Origin of the sequence: Chryseomicrobium palamuruense, assembly GCF_042649045.1 — a bacterium.
Classification (GTDB): Bacteria; Bacillota; Bacilli; order Bacillales_A; family Planococcaceae; genus Chryseomicrobium; species Chryseomicrobium palamuruense.
Window position 1 is genome coordinate 139,954 of sequence record NZ_JBHSEF010000022.1, and the last position, 17,806, is coordinate 157,759.

Consider the following 17,806-nt stretch of genomic DNA (forward strand, 5'->3'; position numbering starts at 1 on the left):
TCGTCAAGCTGTTTCTCTATTTAAAAATCAATCGTTTGAGGGGACTCGCCTTTTTTATTCATTAAGCGAGCCGTTTCTGGCATCACCTTTAAAATGACAAGGTTCGGATCGTGTGGTCCATCAAACCAGTGTTTCATCTGGTCATTCCAAATTTTCTCTTTTAAGGAGTTGTCTTCGGAAATCGAGACACGCCCTAAAATTTCAAGATACGCGTCATTAAATCCTTCTCCTTCATATCCAATAAGAATATGCGTGTATGGATTGGATTCGAGTTGATCTACTTTTTCAGATTCTTTGGAGGTGGGTGTATACAAGGTAAATCCATCATTCATAAATGTCATATACCGGCTGTACGGCTTCCCTTCATTTACGGTAGCCATCGTACCTAAGCGACTTTCATCTATAATACGTAATGCGGTTTCTTTTGCTGACATTCTAACACGCTCCTTTGACTGAATTATTTAGAGTATTCCCAACCAGAGAACGCCTAAACCATCAATACCGAGTAAATAGCTGCACCCAGTACGTACCGTAATCTCCTCCGCCTTCAGTAAAACCAAAGCCTACATGAGTATAGATCTCCTGCAGAATATTCTCACGATGCCCCGGACTATTCATCCAACCTTCATGCACTTCTTCAACAGATCGTTGACCAGCTGCTATATTTTCCCCCGATGCTGTCCAGCTCACATCAAACTGTGTTAACATCTCACTCGGACTTCCATAGGTGGGCGATTCATGCTCAAAATAGTTATTGGTCAACAAATCTTGTGCTTTCAATTGGGCGACCTTAGCGACTTTTGAGTCATATTGTAGTGGCTGAAGGCCTTCCGCTTCACGTTCTTTGTTCACCAGGTTCAATAATTGCTGTTCGTACGTACTTAGGTTCACAGGCTCTTCAGTGCCTGGTAATGCAATCTTCACTTTTTCAGTTGGAGAAAGTTCGACTCCAAGCGGAATCATAATACATCCGCTTACAAGAAGTAGAATAAAAAATAGTGGCACCCATCTTATTAGCCTCATCTCATGACCCCCTCACTTGTTTCTACTACTGTATCATCATTTGCCGTAGGCCCCTACTCTAATCGAAAAAAACTTGACGTCATATAGATTGTCCGATATTCTAAAATTGTGTTAACCGATTTAAATATAATTAGTTAACTCATTATACATAAAGGTGGATGACAACATGAGAAATGACCGTTTAAAAATGATGATTGTTAGTGCATTGTTTGCTGCTATCATCGCTGTATTTGCTCAAATATCAGTACCCCTACCATTCTCCCCTGTTCCTATTACTGGGCAAACATTGGCTATCGGACTTGCTGCTACGATTTTAGGGAAACGCTACGGGACGATTTCCGTTGCTATTTATTTATTGCTCGGCGCCATCGGAGCCCCTGTATTTGCAGGAATGAACGGTGGACTTGGAGCACTCGTAGGTCCAACTGGAGGATACTTGATTGGCTTCTTACCAACAGCTTTCATCATGGGGTATTACTTAGAAAAAACAAGCTTTACAGTCAAACAGGCAATTGTGGCGAACTTAATTGGAATGGTCATCACGCTTGCTTTCGGAACCGCTTGGCTTAAGATTGCTGCGGATTTATCATGGGCTGCTGCCATCGCTGGAGGCGTCACGCCATTTATTCCACTGGGAATTGTCAAAGCCGTTCTTGCTGCTGTAGGAGGGATTGCTGTACGAAACCGTCTGCAATCTGCCCGCTTGTTATCGACAACTACCGTATAAAAAAGAAGGAGCTCACACCGAGCTCCTTCTTTCTATTTGCGGATAAACATCTGCACCCAGTACGTACGATAACTTCCACCATTGACATAGCCAAAGCCGACATGAGTATAATTTTGATTTAAAATATTTGCGCGGTGTCCAGGACTGTTCATCCATGCTGTATGAACAGCGCTCACTGTATTTTGACCTGCGGCAATGTTTTCACCCGAATATGTCCACTTAATGCCAAACTGTGTCAACATCTCATGGGGCTGACCATACGTAGGAGAGAGGTGTGCAAAATAAGTATTGTCTCGCATGTCTTTCGCCTTGATCATTGCGACGTTTTCAACAGCTGAATCGTATTTCAGTGCAGGAAGACCTGCTTCAGCACGCGCTTTGTTTACTTGCTGAAGGAGCTCACGGGCTTCTGCTGTCGTAGGTCCATCTGATTGAACAGGTGGCGTGACGGGTCGTTCCGGATTTTGAGCTCGATAAATAAAGAGAACCAACTGTTGACGATTTACAAATGCGCCCGGACTAAACGTGGTCGCTGTAGTTCCTGTCGTAATACCTGCTTTTACTAGCTGCCCAATATAGAGATAAGCAAAACTAGAAGATGATACATCTTTGAATTGATTCGTTACATCTCCATTTAGTTCAAAACTAAGTGCAATTATTTTTGCCATTTGAGCACGTGTCAATGTTTGTTCCGGGTTAAAACGCTCGGCCTTCGCAAAGATACCTAGTTCCGTTAACTTCGCAATATACGCATAGCCAAACGTTTTCGAAGTAACATCCGAGTAACCTGGGTTTTTGACATTTGTCACATCAATGTCTAAAGCTCTACCAAGAAAGACAGCACTTTGTGCCCTCGTTACGTTTGCATTGGGACGAAACGTTCCATCAGCATACCCTTGAATGACTTGATCATTGACTAATTTCTCAATAGCTGGATACGTCCAGTCCGAAGATGAAATGTCTTTAAATAGACTACTTGCCGTGACTTGAGTGGTAGAGAGAATTAAGATAAGTAAAGTGAGTATCATGAGTTTGTATTTTCGCATAAAACCTCTCCTTCCAATATCTTAATTTTTTCATAGCCTCATTTTTTGTCATAGAACCATCTTGCCTAAATAATCTAACATCTTGATAACAACTTTATTTCACTTACGTGACAAACGCATTTTTGTACGCACTAGGTACAATAGCAATAAACCTGTGGCAGCCCCTGCGCTATCGAGGAGAACATCGCTGACTTGACCGCCCCGCCCCGGAACGAACAATTGATGTAATTCATCCGTCATCGCATAGATGGTTGTGATTCCCCAAGCAAAAATATAGTTTTTCATCCCTGTGAAATGCTGAGACAATGCTTTCCAAGTGAGCAATCCAAGGCCTAAGTAAGCGAAAAAATGCGTGTTCTTTCGCAACAAATGATTCCAATCGGAGATGGATAACTCATTGGTCTTTATTATTTTTCCGACAGTTTCTGTAATGACCTCAGTCAAATCTGTACTCAATTCATTTGAGCTTGTGGCAGGTTGGTGAGAAAGATAAAAAATCACTCCCATGTAGATTCCCACCAATGCCCACCATTTCCATGTCTTCATTATGTACCCCTATCTCTTTACCAATATTCTCCCATTATACCAGTTTTATTAGACGCCTTCTATGGACCTATTTTTGCAAAAAATCTAAATGCACCATGACAGTTATAAAGGACAATGCTAAAGTGAAAAGAAAAAAGGAGATTTCTATGAAAAAGTGGATTATAAGCTTGCTATTCTTTTTTACTTTCCCTTTCATCGTAAATGCTGAAAATTCCTGGACAGTTGAAACGTCTCAAAATGCGATTCTCTATTCCGCACCAGATACGACTTCTACACCAGCTACTCAACTAGCAGAGTCATTACAACTTCCTGCTTCCCACTATGAAAATGGTTTTTATACCGTCTCTTATAATGGGATGACTGGCTATATTTCATCTTCTCAGGCTCGGTCCCTCTTTGAGGCATCCACTTCCGCATTTCAAGTGGCCGATCAAGCCATTCCTTATTATAATTTAAAAAATGGGGACTTATTCCGTCGTGGAATGCTTGAACCAGGGGCGGTGTTCAAACGTTCCGGAAGTTCAGGAGGTTACCATTCGATTGTCTATAACGGCATGGAGTATTTTGTACCAGAACAAGGCACTCTTCCTGTAATTACAGCTGCCCCAACCGACTTTACCGGAAAAGCGGTATTTAGCTACCGGATGCTCCCTGAAGTTGAAGCGGTCGTGACAAATAAAGCTGGACAACGTATCGGCACTTTGGCTCGAGGACAATTTGTCTACTTACTCGACCAGCAAAACGGCAAAGGAAAGATCAACTACTTGTCTCAAGAAGGATGGATCAACCTTTCTGACTTCGTTCACAGTGATTATTTCAATCCGAAAAAGAATTTGTCTCATACCGAACTGAACTATTTCTTACGCACGCTTCATGGAATGTATCCGGAATTCACTGAATTAAAACGTATTGGATATTCTGTAGAAGGACGTGAAATTCTTGCTTTCAAGTTAGGAACAAGTAAAAAAGAAGTATTGATGGATGCTTCTGTTCATGCGAGAGAACATATGACCTCAAATGTTCTTGCGGAAATGATTGATACATACAGCTACCATTATTTAAATAATTCTGTGTACGCCGGGTACAATGCTCGAAATGCATTCAATAAAGCTTCCGTCTGGTTCGTTCCTATGGTCAATCCGGATGGGGTGACGCTCGTACAAAGCGGTGCGAGCGCAGTTAAAAATGGCGCACTCGCCACACGGATTAATGGAGGAAGTACGAACTTCAACCGCTGGAAAGCGAATGTTCGGGGCGTCGACTTAAATGACAATTTTGCCTCCCGTTGGGAAACGATTCGAGGTGGCAATACAAAGCCTGCCTACATGGCATATAAAGGACCTGCCCCGTTCTCTGAACCGGAAGCAAAAGCACTAAAAGACTTTATGAAATCTCGTCCGTTTGAATCATATGTTTCGTACCATTCTTCTGGTCAAATTATGTACTGGTTCAATTATCAAGCAAGTAAAGAATATAAACGAGATTTAGCATTAGCGCGAAATTTGAGCACCATCACAGGATACAAAGTGATGCCTCCGCAATATTTACCAGGTTCAGGGGCATCTGCAGATTACTTTATTCAAGAAACGAAGAAACCTGGAATTTCTTTAGAAATCTCGACATTCGTTGGCGAACGACCTGTTCCACTTGCTAACTGGGACCGGATTTGGAAGCAAAATAGCAAAGTCGGTCTCTACCTTGCAGTTGAAGCATTTAGCCGCAAATAATAAGAAGACTCTGTCACTCATTTGGATGAGGACGGAGTCTTCTTTTGTTTTCGTCGATTATCGAGATAGCGTAAAAAATTCATATAACCTAGTAAGAAAGCTAAAAAGACACTCACGTTTTGAGCGGTGCGACCAGCTGAAATCAACACATCCTGACGGTCCAGTTCTGCATTGGTAGTTCCATATATCAACATTTCAACAAGCGTATACCCCACAATGGAAGCTAAAAAGACAGCTACCCCACCTGCAAGAACAGCAATTAAAATGGATAACATTCCTTCTGGTAGTTTCGTTAACACTTTCTTAGACGTAAGATAGCCGATTCCAACAAGCACAAGCGGTAACGTAACAAAAAGTAAGATAAATGGCTCAAAAAAAGAAAATACAAAAAGCAGGCCAATTAGTATGTAGAACGAAATTTTCGTACGTTTAGACACTCTTTCCACTCCTTACAAGAAAAAAGATCACAGACCAATGGGGATCTGTGACCTTCCAACCCAGTTTCATCAAATCGCGTAAACTAATGTTCTATCATTAGTTTACATGCATTTGTCAGAACTGTCATTTAATTTGTTTGCTTATTTTTTTAATTGATATTTACTAAATCCATCTGTTCCTTCACCCACATACGTAATTCCGCTTTCCGTAGTGATTGCAGCTTTTGCTTTTGGCGAAGACTCAAACACAACATTTGCCGTACTTGGCAGAGGAGCGAACTTCCAGTTGTTATCCGCTGAAGGATCAATGGTTTTCTTTTCTAAAATGTAGTCAATAATGGCCTGACGGTTCTCATCTGGGAACATGATGACGGCTTCTTTATCGCGTACCCCTGGGAACAATCCATTTGCACGATAGTTATTTGTTGCCACAATGAATTTCTGATTTAAATCAATCGGTTTTCCATCATACATTAAGTTAAGGATACGAGACGCATCTTCATTCGCTAGGACACCGTCTGGACTATATTTCGCAGGCTGAGTTACATCAATTTCATACGTGACACCGTCAATAACATCGTAGTTGTATGAGCGGAAGTCTGTGTTAATTAATTGTTGTTCACCTGTTGCATCTGTTGAAATCTGCTTGAACTGACCTGCAGACATTTCTAACCATTCTTTTACATCCTCACCTGTCACGATAAGGGCTGCCAATGTATTGTCATATAAGTAGAGGTCTGCAACGTTTTTAATAGCGATTTCACCTTTAGGAACAAACGTGTAGTAGTCTGGATTTGAACGTGTTCCCGCTTTAAATGGTGCTCCAGCTGATAAAATTGGAAGGTTTGCGTATTCCGGATTAGCTGCAGCGATTTGAGCAATGTTCTTCTCCATATACCATTTTTGAGCATCTGTCACGATTTGAATGGATGGGTCATCCTGTACTTGTGCAAAGTAACTGTGGATGTCTGAAGTGATCGTACCAACAGCTTCACGCACGTATTCAAGTGTCTTCTCGTGAATCGTTTTGACTGCTTCGACAATTTCTTGATCTACAGCTGTCACATCTGAAGAAATTGCACGTAGTTCTGAAGAGGAAGAAGATACTATCCACCCGTTCCCTTGTTTCACCAGTTCTAAGTCAATCACCCCTAAATGGCTACCATATTTTCCTGGCATCACAGTTGGCACGCCATTGATCAAACCTGTTGCTACATCCACATTAGGAAGTTTCGGTGCGTTTTTCGCATCTGGGAATGTTGAGTGGGCATGGCCCGTAACGAGCGCATCTACGCCTTTCACTTTTGTCAGTAGGTAACCTACATCCTCTTCACCGACTGTATGAATGTCATCTCCAAAGCCCGAGTGAGCCAAGACAACAACGACGTCAGCTCCTTCTTTTTTCATCTCTTTGACAGCCCATTCTACAGCGTGAACAGAATCTTGAACTGTTACTTTCCCTTCTAAATGAGATTTATCCCATTTTAAAATATCTGGAGGGACGATGCCCGTAATTCCCACTTTGACTTGAGCGTCTTTTCCTGTGGAATCTTTAAATGTCTTTGTTTCTACTACATACGGTTGGAATAGACGTTCACCGCTCGTTGCATCTTTCACGTTGGCATTAATTACCGGATAATCCGCATCATCAAGCACTTCATCTAAGAAATCAAGTCCGTAGTTGAATTCGTGATTTCCAAGAGTCCCTGCATCATAACCTAATAATTCCATTGTCGTAATGGATGGATGCTCCTGACCATCTTTTAATGGGTCCACTGTCGCCACATACGACCCAAAAGGTGTCCCTTGGATCAAGTCGCCATTATCGACTAAGATACTATTTGGGTTTTCTTGACGTGCTTGTTTGATAAGAGTAGCTGTTTTGGCAAGTCCAAGTGACTGCGTTGCATTATCTTTATAATAATCATATGGCATGATATTTGTATGGATATCCGTCGTCCCTAGAATTTGCATTGCCACTGTTGTGTTCGTTTGACTTGGGCTATATTCCTTTAAGAAACGATCAACAATACGCTTCATTTCGCCTGGTGCTACTAGTTTTCCTGGTTGAATGGTTTTATCCGGGTAGCCTAAGAAAAAGCCCATTCCCACACCCTTTGATACTTCTGGAAGTAGCGTACGACTGATTGTTTTATGGTCTTTGAACTTTTCAACAACTGTAGCTGGATACGTCTTGTCAGCTTCGAGTCCGCGGACCGTCATCACGAATGCTTGTTCTCGCGTGACGCGTTCCGTAGTACCAAAGAGTTTTGAGTTTTTCCCTTTTGTCAGTCCAAGCTCTAATGCTTTTTCGACATACGGTTTTAAACTCGATTCGACATCACTGAATTTAACGGAACTGCCATCTCCTAATTCGACATCCATTGCAGTGATTAGACTCTTTACATATTCACCCCTTGTAACATCAACAACTGGTGCAGCGCTTATCGCGGGTCCAAATGAAGACAGTACAAGACCTGCAACTAAAGCAGCAGATGTTACCTTCACCTTTTTATTCATAATATTTCCTCCCTATGGAAAGTTTGAATGAAACGATTTAAGTATACCTGAACTATTTTGAGTTGTGAAATGAATTTTCAAATACTTCACAATCTTTTCATTGCATTAAAAAAGACGGAAGGGACTCCCTCCGTCTAGCGCCTTACTCATAAAATCCAGGACGATTGATCGTTACATTAAACTCTGGAAGTGTAGAATTCCAGACACTAAATACGATAAATTCCTGCTGCAATTCGTACCAATCTGCATATAGAAATTCATCCGCCCCTTCTTTTACCCAATTTAACTCAGCATAGGCAGGATTTCCATACACAGCTGTTAAGGCACTTGTCACGTTTTCAAATTCACTTTTCAATTCATCTTTTGTCGTTTGTTTACTTACTGATTTTGTAAAGTGGACCGCTACAAGTTGATTGTTGACGAACTCATAATTCGCTGTAAGGAAATTTTCCAGGAAAGGAACATCTGCAAATATGAGTGTATCTGATTGTTGCTCCACCAGACGTCCTGGTGATAGGGTTACTACTTGCGTTTGGCTTTGCCCAAGTTGAATCGATTTGGGTAGGAGAGTTGGCTTTACTTCCTGTGGTTGTTGATTTTTAGTATACCCTAACGCCCGTGCTAGAAAAATTGCTACTTGAGCGCGTGTCAAGTTTTCGTCCGGTCGGAATGTTCCGTCTGGAAAACCAATCGTTATCTGACTTGGAATTAATTTTCGGATGAACGGATATGCAGCTGTACTTTGTCCGACGTCCGAGAATGTAATATCCTGTTCATTCGTTAATTGAAACCCTTGAACTAAAAATTTTGCCATGTGACCACGTGTCACAAGACCTTCTGGACGAAATGTTCCGTCTAAATAGCCTGAAATAATGTCTCGTTCTACAGCCGATTGAACGTAACCTGATGAGTTTCGACTACTTGCAACATCAGAAAACTTCGTTTGACGGGGGTCGCCTTTTAAACCTACAGCTCTAGCAAGTAAAACAGCCGCCTCTTCCCGTGTCACGAGCTTTCCTGTACCAAAAGTCTGCCGAGGTGTAACCACACCTCGCTCTAATAGAAACATGATTTCCCCGTAACTTGGATAATTAGGTGGGACATCTTTATACACAGTATTTTGTGCAGAGACAGGGGTCATCATCAAAAAGGTAAATAGGATAACAAGTAACACAATCCATTTTTTCATAGTGTTCAACTCCTTTAGTAGACCCAATTTTACTATAGTTTAACAAACACTTCTCCTTTTCTTCCCATGTACAATTCCCTATTAGTTAAAACATTCACTATCTACCGTGTTTGTCAGCTGTGACAGAATAGAAGAAACAAGCTGGGGGAATGAAATGAAGATTCATGAGATTTTCTATGTATTGAAAGTGATTTTTTTGCCTCTATTCATGCAAACATTTGATACAATCGATGACTTAGTTTTTATTCCGAGTCACAACGGAAAAGGCCCGTCATTTCGAATGAAATGAAAGGCCTTTTGTTATTCTTTACGTGTTAAAACTTCAACCGCATAAACAATAGCTGTAATCGTATGGAATAACCAGCCGATACCAGGAATCCAAGCAATTAAACTAGTCACCATTCCAAAAATTGATCCTAATTTAGCGCCGTGCATTTTAAGAGCAAGAATGAAGACCACTAAGTGGATAATAAATGCAACACCTAGTGCGGAATAGCCTGACATAATTACAATCGATCCGCCTAAGATTGGAATCGCCAAGACCACTTCAAAAATTAATGCAATAATTTTTGCAACACGCAGATTGCTCATAAACAATCGCTCCTTCTTATAATTAGTACTAGTCTATACGAATGAAGACAAGGAAGGTTTCAGCATCACTGATATTCACTAAGTATTTTTTCAAGTTTTAACGCATACCCCATGCTTCCCTCTACTTTCAGTTTTCCAAACATAAATGCAGAAGTAGCTTTCAGATCTCCATGAATCAATTTTGCGAAATCTGAAGCTGACATCTTAAGAATACAGTTCGGTTCTCCGGAGCCTACTTCTTCAATTGTCGCTTTACCATTTATGAGAACGAGTTGTTTATTCTCCTCTGAGTCTCCTAATAAATGAAATTCATAACGGACACTTTCATCTTGAATTGGTGTAGGATTTGCATTCAGTTTCTCTTCAATTTCATTCCAAATGGACATTTTGTTCCTCCTCAGATTTTGTCGAACACCGAATATTCAATATTACCTAAATCTTTTGACGTAATCAATAATAACTACCTATTAATTTAGATAGTAGTATAGATTCAATTAATCACGAATTCTACAGGCTCTAAGGTTCATAAAAATCTAATGTCATCATTTCTTAATATTTGTAATCATTTTGTAATGTAAATTTTATTAAACTATATGTTAAATTTTTAATCGTTACACTATTCTAACAATATTTATCGAGGGGGATAAAATTTGAAACAACGTAAATCATTGGTGGTTTCTTTAGTAGCCACTCTAGCTCTCAGTACGGCAGCAGGCGTTCCTGCTCCAAAAGCATCCGCAGAATTACAAAAGACCATTCCTACTCTTATTCAACAGAAACCTGCACAGATTTCTCCTCTTCAATTGGAAGTTCCAAAAAATCAAAATGAAGTTATTCGTGTCATCGTTGAACTTGATGATGCCCCTGCGATTGAAGAAGCAACGAAAAAAGGGAAACGATATAAAGATTTATCGGATACAGAAAAAGAAACCATCGAAGCAAAGCTAAAAGGTAAACAGAAGAATGTAAAGGATAAAGCTAAAGGAAAAGCAAAGAGCGTTAAGTTCAAAGAAGAATTTACAACCGTATTTAATGGCTTTTCTGCTGAAGTGGAAGCTAAAGACTTAGAAGCACTTGCAAGTACAGAAGGTGTAAAACGTGTTTACGAGTCACTAGAATATTCTCGTCCTGTGGAACAACCAAATATGGTGACTTCAAAGGAACTGGTACAAGCTCAGCTTGCGTGGGATAAGTATCAGTTTAAAGGTGAAGGTATGGTAATAGGAGTTATCGACTCCGGTATTGATCCATCTCACCGAGACTTTGTTTTATCTCCTGAAACTGATGAAGAACTTACAAAAAAAGAAATTGATAAATTAGTGAAAAAAGGTTCGATTGATGCTGGTAAATACTTCTCTGAAAAAGTACCATTCGGCTATAACTACATGGACGACAATCAAGAAGTTCGTGACCTTGGCCCGGATGCGTCCATGCACGGGCAGCACGTTTCTGGAACAGTAGGGGCAAATGGTGACGAATCAAATGGCGGAATCAAAGGTGTAGCTCCTGAAGCCCAGATTCTTGCCCTAAAAGTATTTGGAAACGATCCACTTTTCCCATCTACGTATGGAGATATATATGTAAAAGCGATTGACGATGCGATTAAGCTTGGTGCAGACGTGATTAACATGTCACTTGGTTCAACTGCAGGTTATCAAGATGAAAACAGCCCGGAACAGAAAGCCGTCTCACGTGCTCAGAAAAATGGATTGATTGTTTCAATTTCAGCTGGTAACTCGGATATGTTCGGGTCAGGAACTTGGTATCCATCCACTACGAATCAAGATTATGGATTAACAGGCTCCCCTTCCGTTTCGAAAGATTCGTTTGGAGTCGCATCATTTGAAAATACAAGTATTGCTGCGAGTGGGTTCAAATATTTAGTCAATGGAGTAGAAGCTGGAGAAGGATTATTTCTACTTGCAAATGGTGTTGACCCTGAAGCCAATACAAATATTGAGATTTTAGATGCTGGACTTGGAAAGCCTGAAGATTTCGCCGGGAAAGACTTTTCAGGAAAATATGCACTGGTTGCTCGAGGAGAAATTAACTTCACGGCTAAAGGATTAAACGCTCAATCTGCTGGGGCCGCAGGAGTGATTGTTTATAATAACGCTGCAGGGACAATCAATATGGCAAGTGACCCTAGAATCACAATTCCTTATATGTCTGCATTACAAGTCGATGGTCTGGCTATGAAAAAGCAGTTAGATGATGGGAATTCTGTAGCCGTTAATTTTGACGGTCGTATCGTGAATACTCCAAATCCACAAGCCGGTAAAATGAGTAGTTTCACATCTTGGGGCCCAACTCCGAATCTAGATTTCAAACCTGAAATCACAGCTCCTGGCGGAAACATTTTCTCTACTCTAAATTCTGATCAATATGGTTTGATGTCAGGAACATCTATGGCTGCTCCTCACGTTGCAGGAGGATCTGCTTTAGTACTTGAGCGGGTCGATAATGAGTTTAAGCTAAAAGGTGCAAAGCGTTCATTACACGCGAAAAACCTGTTAATGAACACAGCTAAGCCTGTAGAATTAAATCCAGGTGAGTATGTATCCCCTCGTCGTCAAGGTGCTGGAATCATGCAACTTGCGAATGCCCTTGAAACGGACGTAATGGTAACAAATAAAGCAACAGGTGAAGCAAAAGTTGCTTTGAAAGAAATCAAAGATGGTACATTCACGTTTACTTTGAAAGTAGAGAACTTTGGAGATTCGAAAAAGACATATAACGTTGGCCTTCAATTACAAACAGATGCGCCAGTTAATGCTGGAGCTAATGGATTTATAACATTACCAAACAATGCAGCATATGGTTCAATCGTGCTTGAAAATGGTAGCGATTATGAATCTCTATTTAATGAAACAATTACTTTAGGTAAAAAGGAAACAAAAGAGCTTACCTTTGAAGTAGATGCTTCGACCTCAGGATGGTTGAAGGATTATTTCACTAACGGTTATTTCATTGACGGCTTTGTCACACTAGAAGATGCTACTCCAGGTGAAGAAGATGAGGTATTACCGTCACTTGTCGTCCCATTCTTTGGCTTTAATGGCTCATGGGACGATGCATCAATCTTTGATGAAAACTATTGGGAAGGTCCTACAAGCTTTTGGGGAATTCAAGGCCTTTATACAGCTGAAGGAAAGGGCATACCTGGAAAAGCTTTAGAAAATGGCTCAGTTGACCCATCCACTTTTGCCTTCTCTCCAAATGGAGATGGCACTCTTGATACAGCTCTACCCATATTCTCACTTATGAGAAACGCGAAAGAGTTTCAAGTAAATGTATTAGATTCTACGGGGAAAGTCGTTCGTACAATCCGAAACGAATTTGAGTTGAGAAAGAATTATATTTCAACAAATCCATACACATTTAATCCAGTCTATGCTTGGGACGGGAAGATTAATGGTCAGTTTGCCCCAGATGGGGATTACACGATCCAATTAAAAGCAAAAATCGATTTTGAAGGTGCAGTGTGGCAAACTGAAAACTATGCGCTCAAATTAGATACGAAAGCTCCGGAGACAGAATTTGTCTTCAATGAAGAAACGAAAATATTGGAAGCTTCTACTGTTGAAGTCGGTTCAGGAATTGACCGCGTTGAAATTTACCATGACGGTGAAATTGTCGACATGCATTTTACAGAAACTACTGCAATCGACCTTAGCAGCTATGAAGTTGGTCAAGTTGATGTTGTCGTATGGGACGTTGCTGGAAACTATGATGCGTGGACAAATAACTTCGGTTCAACGACACCGGAAGAAGATACACCTCCAACTGGAGCTGAAGAAACACCTGGTTCAGATAACAAGGGCGATTCAAAATGGGAGTCGGGTTATGACGCACCTGTTATATACATTGACGAACCTGGATTCTTCTCAGTTCATAAGACGTCAAATGTACTTGTTGCTGGTGAAGTGAAAGATAACACAAAAGTCACAAATGTAAAAATAAATGGCGTAAATGCGAACTTTGACGGTACAAATTTCTCTAGTACATTGGAATTTAAAGATGGTGTTCATATCGTACGAGTAGAAGCATCAGATGACGAAGGAAATACAACTTCTATACAACGTCGAATTTTCGTAGATACACAAGCTGCGAGAATTACGACAAAAGTGAAAAACTTCTCTGCATCAAAAGATGCAAAATCGTTCGAATTACCAATCACACTAACGGATAACTTTGATGAAGTTCGCTTATATGTTAACGATAGCGAAATTTTCTATAACTCACTTTCAGAGCCTTATGAAATGAATGGATACCGTTATGATACCACTGTAACGATTCCATTAAATGGGTCAATTACAACAGCTGTAATTAAAGTGACGGACCTTGCCGGAAATGAAACAAACTTTGAAGTAACGATTGACCAAACAAATTTAGACAAACCTGGCAAGGGCAAAGGCAAAGGTAAAGGTAATAAATAATCAATCACAAAATGACCTTCTCAGAGAACGAATCTGAGAAGGTCATTTTCATGTTAGTATTAGTAATTGATCAAAAGCTTCTATCTTATAATCATAAGCTTCTGGTTCTCCAAATCCATATGCTGCAAAGACGAATGGGATTCCCGCATGACGAGCCGCATCTAAGTCCCCTTGTGTATCCCCTACATAAATAGCCGAAGAAATTGAGTTTCTTTCCATAATAAGTTGGATATTTTCACCTTTTGAGAGACCTGTTCGGCCTGGATTTTCGAAGTCTTCAAAATACGCTTCAAGACCATGTGCAGCGTAAAACGCCTCAATATACCCATCTTCGCAATTCGAAACAATGAATAAACGATGTGTCTTTTTAAGTTCTTTTAACGTCTCTTCAAGTTTTGGAAAAAGTACGCCACCTTGTTCACGAATCATTTGTTGATCTTCTCTTGCACAAGCGTCCATAATCTCTTTCCGGCGTTCAAGAGTTTCCATCGGAAATAGTCTTTCAGCGATCACAGGAATTTGAAGACCCATTATGCTGCCGATATCGTCTTTTGTAAATACCCGTTCTTCGTAGCCTTGTTCTTGCACTGCTGTCGTCCATGCTTCTGCAATCGTTTGTCTGGAATCCCAAAGGGTCCCATCTAAATCAAATATAATACTTTCCATAGGTGCCTCCTATTCGGCTCGTTCTTTTGCTAATTTTCGATTTCGTTTCATGGCTTTCGTAATGTAGCCACCTTTAAAGTTTCTAGGTTCATAGGACACAATAAAAGCATTTGGTTCATAGTCACTGACGATGCGAATAAATTCTTGCTCTCTGTCACGCCGAGCTGTACAATCCAAACGGTACCTCCGAGCTTCATTCATCCCTTCCACTTCTGAAGTAGATACACTAAATCCTTCATCGCGAAGTCGTTGAATCATGTCTTCATTTTTATTCATTACATTCACTTCAAGGGAGACAAATCCAATGGCTAAGCGCTGTTCTAAGATTTGACCGAGATACAGACCAACACCGAACCCGAGTGCATAGGCAATCATATTCATATAGTTCGATAAATCACTAAAAATAATGGCAAGGGCTACGACATAAATAATTCCCTCCAGAATACCAAATCCTGCTGCCTTTGCTTTCATTCCTTTGACCATCATAATCGTTCGAAGTGTTAGGATTGGAACATAAATTAACTGGGCTACAAAAATGATGAGTGCATCGAGCACAGAATCCCTCCCTCTCATGCGGTTAGCTTCGTCTAGTCTATCAGTAGAACTAAACCTCATGCAAGGAAACAACACCTTTATAGAAATAGGAATTTTCTCCCGTTTTTAAGTAATTACGTTTTAAGAAGGGAAAAAAGTGGAATGAAAAGAATGGCAGCACAGTAACACATTTCAACCAAAATTTAAGGAGGCAAATAATCATGGAAAACCGTTATTATCGAACGTTTGACAATGAGCAGGACCTTCAGACTGAAATGGATCGATTACGTGCAGAGGGTTATACAGATGAGGACATGTACATCATGTCAAAACGCGATGACCGGATGGGCATCTATCGTGGCCACAATGGGGAACATGAAGGACACGAGAAAGAGTCCTTATGGGAAAAGTTTAAAGAATTTGTGACTGGAGACGAAACGGATGAGCAATTCAACCGGATGAGTTTTGAGGAAGATGAAAGAAGACAATATTACGATGATGTTACAAATGGAAAGCACTTGTTATACGCGGATCGAGAATTTGGACATCGTCCCTATTAGTGCGTAGCGTATATATCCTATCTTAATAAGCCGGAACGCCACTCTTAAGGTGTCGTCCCGGCTTTTCTTATTCTTTCGGGCGATTCGGATTCGAATCTTTTAATGCGTCTAGCGGCGTCCGTTTCTTTTTCTTAGGACGAAGTTTTAAGTAAATTGTTGGAGATTCATAGTCATCTGATGCTTCAATGTCTCGATTGGACGCACGCATAAACGACCAAGCTAACAAGAACATTATGAAGATGAGTGGGAATCCACCCACGATACTTGCGGTTTGAAGAGTATCTAAGCCACCTAAGAACAATAATGACAGCGGCAATATACATAACGTGAATGCCCAGAAGAGTCGATTCCATAAGATAGGTTCACCATCCACAGACTTCTGTACAACGGATGCCAAAATGTAGGAAGAAGAATCAAACGTCGTCGCAAGGAAAATAATCGACAACACCGTAAATACGATGACCATGAGATACGCAAATGGCAGTTGAGCAACGACTGCAATGATCGTTGCAGCTGGCCCATTGTCATTCATGAAGGAAATGACATCAAACTGACCTGACAACTGAAGGTGCAGTCCGTAATTCCCGAATATACCAAAGAACAACATACATCCCAGTGTACCGTAAATCATCGTTCCAAAAATCATCGAACGAATCGTTCGTCCTCTCGAGATGCGTGCAATAAATAGCCCAACAAATGGAGCATACACTAACCACCAGGCCCAGTAGAACACGGTCCAAGCTTCCGGGAACCCAGTTTCCGTGAAACCTCCTAGGTTGCCAAATGGTTCCACCCAAGTAGCCATGCGGAAGAAATTATCGAGAACTAATCCAATTCCATTAAATGTTGTTTCAACAATAAACCGTGTAGGTCCAAAGATTAATACGACCACTAAAATAAATAGTGCAAGCCAAATATTTAGATCACTCAACACTTTGATTCCTTTTTTCAGACCAGATGCCGAACTGATGGCAAAGATGACCGTACAAATCAACATAATAATTGCCTGCATGCCGAGTGTGACTGGAATCCCTGTCAGATAACTAACCCCTTCTGCAATCATCGGCGTTCCTAGTGCAAGTGTCGTTCCTGCTCCACCAAGTAAACCAAAGATAAAGAGGATATCAATGATTTTACCTACTGGACCGTCCACCCATTTCCCAAGAACCGGCCGAATGGCTTCGCTTATCTTTAGTACATTCCTTTTTCGAACATAAAAGAAATAGGCAATCGGTAGCGCAGGAACTGTATAGATCGCCCAGGCAATTGGTCCCCAGTGGAACATACCATATGCTGTTGCCCACGCAATGGCATCCGTTGATTCAGGTTCTAATCCAAACGGGGGGCCTTGATAATAGTACACCCACTCAATGACAGACCAATATAAAATACTTGATCCAATTCCCGCAGCAAAGAGCATAGCTGCCCAGGAAAACGTATTAAATTCAGGCTCTTCTTGCTCTTCCCCCAATTTGATGTGTCCATTTTTACTAAAAGCGACATAAATCAAAAAGAAAAATACAAGTAATCCCATCGCTAAGTAGAGGACTCCAAAATTAGAGGTCATAAACGTATTGGCGATGCCTACATACTCTCTCCCCGCTTCAGGAAACAGGATGAGCGGCAACACGACAGCCATAAGCAAGAGGAATGACCCAATAAATGTGGGCCAATCAATCAGTTTTTGTTTCATCGAAGTCCCCTCATTTCTATTTTTTTCATTCCTATTACCTATTTAGTGTAACAAAGATTACAGTAGACGCCTAATTGTGGGATGATGATTCTATCTAATTATTCTACC

At 40.7% G+C, this 17,806-nt stretch carries 16 protein-coding genes; 4 read left to right on the forward strand and 12 right to left on the reverse strand.

Going from position 1 to position 17,806, the window contains the following annotated elements; genetic code table 11:
- Positions 1-20 precede the first annotated feature (20 nt).
- Both ACFO0S_RS09085 and ACFO0S_RS09090 read right to left on the reverse strand, forming a co-directional pair.
- A complete protein-coding gene (locus tag ACFO0S_RS09085; RefSeq protein WP_378141595.1) occupies positions 21-434 on the reverse strand; it encodes a pyridoxamine 5'-phosphate oxidase family protein in 414 nt (137 codons plus the stop codon).
- A 61-nt stretch (positions 435-495) separates the two neighbouring features.
- Complete coding sequence (locus ACFO0S_RS09090; RefSeq protein WP_378141596.1) at positions 496-1,023, reverse strand: CAP domain-containing protein; 528 nt, start codon at positions 1,021-1,023, stop codon at positions 496-498.
- 166 nt (positions 1,024-1,189) lie between these two features.
- On the opposite strand from ACFO0S_RS09090, the gene ACFO0S_RS09095 reads away from it, so the two are divergent.
- Positions 1,190-1,750, forward strand: coding sequence for a biotin transporter BioY (locus tag ACFO0S_RS09095; protein WP_378141597.1), 561 nt, complete (start codon positions 1,190-1,192; stop codon positions 1,748-1,750).
- A 32-nt stretch (positions 1,751-1,782) separates the two neighbouring features.
- Here the strand turns inward: ACFO0S_RS09095 and ACFO0S_RS09100 are convergent, their stop codons facing one another.
- Both ACFO0S_RS09100 and ACFO0S_RS09105 read right to left on the reverse strand, forming a co-directional pair.
- Positions 1,783-2,796: an S-layer homology domain-containing protein gene (locus tag ACFO0S_RS09100; RefSeq protein WP_378141599.1), complete on the reverse strand. Its 1,014-nt coding sequence runs from the start codon at positions 2,794-2,796 to the stop codon at positions 1,783-1,785.
- A 99-nt stretch (positions 2,797-2,895) separates the two neighbouring features.
- Positions 2,896-3,342 (reverse strand): VanZ family protein, encoded by a 447-nt coding sequence (locus tag ACFO0S_RS09105; RefSeq protein WP_378141601.1) that lies wholly within the window; start codon positions 3,340-3,342, stop codon positions 2,896-2,898.
- Positions 3,343-3,488: 146 nt separating this feature from the next.
- Here ACFO0S_RS09105 and ACFO0S_RS09110 point away from each other — a divergent pair, with 146 nt between their 5' ends.
- Positions 3,489-5,069: a M14 family zinc carboxypeptidase gene (locus ACFO0S_RS09110; RefSeq protein WP_378141602.1), complete on the forward strand. Its 1,581-nt coding sequence runs from the start codon at positions 3,489-3,491 to the stop codon at positions 5,067-5,069.
- Between the two features lie 17 nt (positions 5,070-5,086).
- On the opposite strand, the gene ACFO0S_RS09115 is transcribed toward ACFO0S_RS09110, so the two are convergent.
- The 5 genes from ACFO0S_RS09115 to ACFO0S_RS09135 all read right to left on the reverse strand — a co-directional run bounded on the left by ACFO0S_RS09115 (position 5,087) and on the right by ACFO0S_RS09135 (position 10,192).
- The gene (locus tag ACFO0S_RS09115) at positions 5,087-5,506 is read right to left on the reverse strand and encodes a hypothetical protein (protein WP_378141603.1); all 420 of its coding nucleotides are present in this window, start codon (positions 5,504-5,506) and stop codon (positions 5,087-5,089) included.
- Between the two features lie 141 nt (positions 5,507-5,647).
- Positions 5,648-8,026 (reverse strand): bifunctional 2',3'-cyclic-nucleotide 2'-phosphodiesterase/3'-nucleotidase, encoded by a 2,379-nt coding sequence (locus ACFO0S_RS09120; protein ID WP_378141605.1) that lies wholly within the window; start codon positions 8,024-8,026, stop codon positions 5,648-5,650.
- A gap of 142 nt (positions 8,027-8,168) precedes the next feature.
- Positions 8,169-9,215, reverse strand: a complete 1,047-nt coding sequence (locus ACFO0S_RS09125; protein WP_378141607.1) for an S-layer homology domain-containing protein — start codon at positions 9,213-9,215, stop codon at positions 8,169-8,171.
- A gap of 300 nt (positions 9,216-9,515) precedes the next feature.
- Complete coding sequence (locus tag ACFO0S_RS09130) at positions 9,516-9,806, reverse strand: hypothetical protein (protein WP_378141608.1); 291 nt, start codon at positions 9,804-9,806, stop codon at positions 9,516-9,518.
- 65 nt (positions 9,807-9,871) lie between these two features.
- Positions 9,872-10,192, reverse strand: coding sequence for an SCP2 sterol-binding domain-containing protein (locus ACFO0S_RS09135; protein ID WP_378141609.1), 321 nt, complete (start codon positions 10,190-10,192; stop codon positions 9,872-9,874).
- 264 nt (positions 10,193-10,456) lie between these two features.
- Here ACFO0S_RS09135 and ACFO0S_RS09140 point away from each other — a divergent pair, with 264 nt between their 5' ends.
- Entirely contained in the window at positions 10,457-14,245 is a 3,789-nt protein-coding gene (locus tag ACFO0S_RS09140) for a S8 family serine peptidase (RefSeq protein ID WP_378141610.1), read from the forward strand.
- Between the two features lie 48 nt (positions 14,246-14,293).
- Here ACFO0S_RS09140 and ACFO0S_RS09145 read toward each other — a convergent pair whose 3' ends face one another.
- A complete protein-coding gene (locus tag ACFO0S_RS09145; protein WP_378141611.1) occupies positions 14,294-14,911 on the reverse strand; it encodes an HAD family hydrolase in 618 nt (205 codons plus the stop codon).
- Positions 14,912-14,920: 9 nt separating this feature from the next.
- Positions 14,921-15,466, reverse strand: coding sequence for a DUF2179 domain-containing protein (locus tag ACFO0S_RS09150; RefSeq protein WP_378141612.1), 546 nt, complete (start codon positions 15,464-15,466; stop codon positions 14,921-14,923).
- A gap of 200 nt (positions 15,467-15,666) precedes the next feature.
- Between ACFO0S_RS09150 and ACFO0S_RS09155 the strand changes: the two genes are divergently transcribed.
- Positions 15,667-16,005: a YflT domain-containing protein gene (locus ACFO0S_RS09155; RefSeq protein WP_378141613.1), complete on the forward strand. Its 339-nt coding sequence runs from the start codon at positions 15,667-15,669 to the stop codon at positions 16,003-16,005.
- Between the two features lie 67 nt (positions 16,006-16,072).
- On the opposite strand, the gene ACFO0S_RS09160 is transcribed toward ACFO0S_RS09155, so the two are convergent.
- Positions 16,073-17,698 carry a BCCT family transporter gene (locus ACFO0S_RS09160; RefSeq protein WP_378141614.1) on the reverse strand — a complete coding sequence of 542 codons (1,626 nt, stop codon included), beginning with the start codon at positions 17,696-17,698 and terminating at the stop codon, positions 16,073-16,075.
- Between the last annotated feature and the right edge of the window lie 108 nt (positions 17,699-17,806).

Excerpts from the sequence above, each read along its gene's own strand:
- ACFO0S_RS09105 (WP_378141601.1), bottom strand. The coding sequence starts at position 3,342 with ATGAAGACATGGAAATGGTGGGCATTGGTGGGAATCTACATGGGAGTG.
- ACFO0S_RS09135 (WP_378141609.1), bottom strand. The coding sequence starts at position 10,192 with ATGTCCATTTGGAATGAAATTGAAGAGAAACTGAATGCAAATCCTACA.
- ACFO0S_RS09160 (WP_378141614.1), bottom strand. The coding sequence starts at position 17,698 with ATGAAACAAAAACTGATTGATTGGCCCACATTTATTGGGTCATTCCTC.
- ACFO0S_RS09155 (WP_378141613.1), top strand. The coding sequence starts at position 15,667 with ATGGAAAACCGTTATTATCGAACGTTTGACAATGAGCAGGACCTTCAG.
- ACFO0S_RS09095 (WP_378141597.1), top strand. The coding sequence starts at position 1,190 with ATGAGAAATGACCGTTTAAAAATGATGATTGTTAGTGCATTGTTTGCT.
- ACFO0S_RS09130 (WP_378141608.1), bottom strand. The coding sequence starts at position 9,806 with ATGAGCAATCTGCGTGTTGCAAAAATTATTGCATTAATTTTTGAAGTG.
- ACFO0S_RS09110 (WP_378141602.1), top strand. The coding sequence starts at position 3,489 with ATGAAAAAGTGGATTATAAGCTTGCTATTCTTTTTTACTTTCCCTTTC.
- ACFO0S_RS09145 (WP_378141611.1), bottom strand. The coding sequence starts at position 14,911 with ATGGAAAGTATTATATTTGATTTAGATGGGACCCTTTGGGATTCCAGA.
- ACFO0S_RS09100 (WP_378141599.1), bottom strand. The coding sequence starts at position 2,796 with ATGCGAAAATACAAACTCATGATACTCACTTTACTTATCTTAATTCTC.
- ACFO0S_RS09120 (WP_378141605.1), bottom strand. The coding sequence starts at position 8,026 with ATGAATAAAAAGGTGAAGGTAACATCTGCTGCTTTAGTTGCAGGTCTT.
- ACFO0S_RS09090 (WP_378141596.1), bottom strand. The coding sequence starts at position 1,023 with ATGAGGCTAATAAGATGGGTGCCACTATTTTTTATTCTACTTCTTGTA.
- ACFO0S_RS09125 (WP_378141607.1), bottom strand. The coding sequence starts at position 9,215 with ATGAAAAAATGGATTGTGTTACTTGTTATCCTATTTACCTTTTTGATG.
- ACFO0S_RS09085 (WP_378141595.1), bottom strand. The coding sequence starts at position 434 with ATGTCAGCAAAAGAAACCGCATTACGTATTATAGATGAAAGTCGCTTA.